The 2,366-nt window shown below is 69.1% G+C and carries 4 protein-coding genes; 1 reads left to right on the top strand and 3 read right to left on the bottom strand.

Features of this window, described 5'->3' with window-relative positions; all coding sequences use genetic code 11:
* Together IJH84_RS00865 and map are read right to left on the bottom strand one after the other, a co-directional pair.
* The coding region (locus IJH84_RS00865; RefSeq protein ID WP_295139050.1) for an NUDIX domain-containing protein at nt 1–429 on the bottom strand (429 nt) is incomplete at its 3' end.
* 122 nt (nt 430–551) lie between these two features.
* Entirely contained in the window at nt 552–1,376 is an 825-nt protein-coding gene (map, locus tag IJH84_RS00860) for a type I methionyl aminopeptidase (protein WP_295139047.1), read from the bottom strand.
* A gap of 82 nt (nt 1,377–1,458) precedes the next feature.
* Between map and IJH84_RS00855 the strand changes: the two genes are divergently transcribed.
* Complete coding sequence (locus IJH84_RS00855) at nt 1,459–1,725, top strand: helix-turn-helix transcriptional regulator (protein WP_295139043.1); 267 nt, start codon at nt 1,459–1,461, stop codon at nt 1,723–1,725.
* 121 nt (nt 1,726–1,846) lie between these two features.
* Here IJH84_RS00855 and IJH84_RS00850 read toward each other — a convergent pair.
* On the bottom strand, nt 1,847–2,366 hold a 520-nt coding region (locus IJH84_RS00850), incomplete at its 5' end, for an SDR family oxidoreductase (RefSeq protein WP_295139040.1).

Below are 2,366 nucleotides of genomic sequence, written 5' to 3'. Positions count from 1 at the left end.
GTCCCATCCCATGATCGAGAACGGGTTGCCGTTGCGGTAGCCGGTGATCCCGGCGGCCGGGTAGTCGATCAGTTCGGTGGGCAGGTCGTACAGGTCGAACCAGCCGATGCCGGAACACTTCTCCGGCTCCCGGTTGACGGGTTCGCCGGTCCAACTGCGGGTGGCGAAGAACAGGCCGAGCCGCGGCTCCTGCCCGGAACCGTTGACGTGGCAGGTGTGCACGAGCGCTAGATCGGCGGGGTCGATGACCGCGCCGACCTCTTCCTCCGCTTCGCGGGTAGCAGCGGTGCGGACGTCTTCGCCCGCGTCGAGCTTGCCGGATGGCAGGTGCCACATCCCGTCGAAGGCATCACCCCGGCGCTTGGTGAGCAGCAGTTTAGCGCCGCGGGTGAGCAGGACGTGCACGTCGATGAGGTGGCGGTCGGGCATGGTGATCGATCCTCGCGGTCGGTGGCCTGTTCGGACATGCGAGTCGGTGGGCGGCACTCGGTGAGTCCGAGGCAGGTGCAGCGCTGAGGGGCCTTGCGGACCAAGCGGCTGCCGCCGGAACGTCAAGCGTCCGTTGTAGACAGATGGTCGCCGGAATCGCCCTTCGTTGCGGGGTTTTGCGGTTCGCGTCGGGTGAGTACCAACGGGGAGCCCGTGGTGACGGCGACCGTGTGTTCCGAGTGGGCCGTGCGGGAGCCGTCGGCCGAGCGGATGGTCCAGCCGTCGGGGTCGTAGACGATCCGGTCGGTGGTGCGGGCGAACCAGGGCTCGAGCGCGAGCGTCAGTCCCGGCTGGAGCTTCGGGCCGCGGCCCGGCCGCCCCTTGTTGGGGATGTGCAGGTCCTCGTGCATGGTGCGGCCGATGGCGTGACCGCCGAACTCGGTGTTGACCGGATAGCCGTGATCGCGCGCCACCGCCCAGATCGCCGCCGAGATGTCGCCGAGCCGGTTTTCCGGGCGTGCGGCCTCGATCGCCGCTTCCAACGCCTCCTCGGTGGCGCGGATGATCCGCAGGTCTTCCTCCGCCGGGGTGCCGACGACGACCGTGCGCGCCGAGTCGGCCGCCCAGCCGTCGACGCGCAGGGCGAGGTCCGCTGTGAGCACGTCGCCATCGCGCAGCGCGTAGTCGTGCGGCAGGCCGTGCAGCACGGCGTCGTTGACCGACAGGCAGATGACGTTGCGGAACGGCCCCTTGCCGAAAGACGGGGCGTAGTCCCAGTAGCACGACTCCGCACCGCGCCGTTCGATCATGCCGCGGACGTGGTGCTCCATGTCCATGAGGTTGACGCCCACGTCGGCGAGCCTGCCGACATCGGAGAGCACCTCGGCGACGAAGCGCCCGGCCACGTGCATGTTCTCGATCTCCGCAGGCGTCTTCAGCTCGATCACGGATACCTCGCGTCCTGGTCGGTATAGTTATACCGGAACCTAACACTTGCCGGTAAAGTAATACCAGCCGTACCCTGAGCGCATGGTCCGCCACCCGCTCACACCGGAGCAGATCGAAGCAGGCAGGCGCCTCGGTGCCCTGCTTCGCCGCGCGCGAGCAGAACGCGACCCGACCGAGGTCGCGCAGGCGGCGGGCATCTCGCCGGAAACCCTGCGCAAGATCGAGACCGGGCGGCTGCCGTCTCCCGGATTCGGCACGATCATCTGCCTCGGTGCAGCGCTCGACCTGCCGGTGCAGGAGTTGGCGGCCACTTGGCGCGGCAGCGACCTGCCGGTGGGAGCCGGGTAGCCGGCTGTCGTCGCGCCGCACCTCGGCGCTTGATGCGGTGGCGGTCGAGCCAGATGACCGGTCCGCGTGGTCCAAGAAGGACGCGGCCGCCGGTGCCCGCGCACGTCACTGAACGGCCCGCTCAGCCCTGACTGGTCGGCCGAATGGTCAGCTCCCCGATTTCGACGTCCTCGGGTTGGTCGATGGCGAACGCGATCGCCCGTGCCACCGCCGCGGGGTCGATGCCGTTCTCGGCCATGTTCTGCCGGGCCTGCTCGCGCACGTCCGGATCGTCGACCGCGTTGTCGGCGAACTCGGTGCGGACGTAACCAGGGGAGATCGACGTCGTCCGCAGAACCCCGTCGGTGCTCTCCTGCCGCAAGCCCTCTAGGAGAGTGCGCACCGCGTTCTTCGTCCCGGCGTAAACCGCCTGGGTGGGGACGATCTTCAAACCGGCGGTCGAGACGACGGTGACGAGGTGGCCGCCGCCTTGACGGCGGAACACCGGCAGCGCCGCGGCGATCCCGTGCAGGATTCCCTTGACGTTCACGTCGACCATCGCCGACCAGCCCTCGGTGTCCAGGTCGGCGACCGAGCCGATCTTGGCGACCCCGGCGTTGCCGACCAGCACGTCGAGCCGGCCGAAGCGCTCGACGGCGACG

The sequence above is a fragment of the Saccharopolyspora sp. genome (genome assembly GCF_017434145.1).
Classification (GTDB): domain Bacteria; phylum Actinomycetota; class Actinomycetes; order Mycobacteriales; family Pseudonocardiaceae; genus Saccharopolyspora_C; species Saccharopolyspora_C galaxeae.
This window is presented reverse-complemented; position numbering and strand designations above follow the sequence as displayed.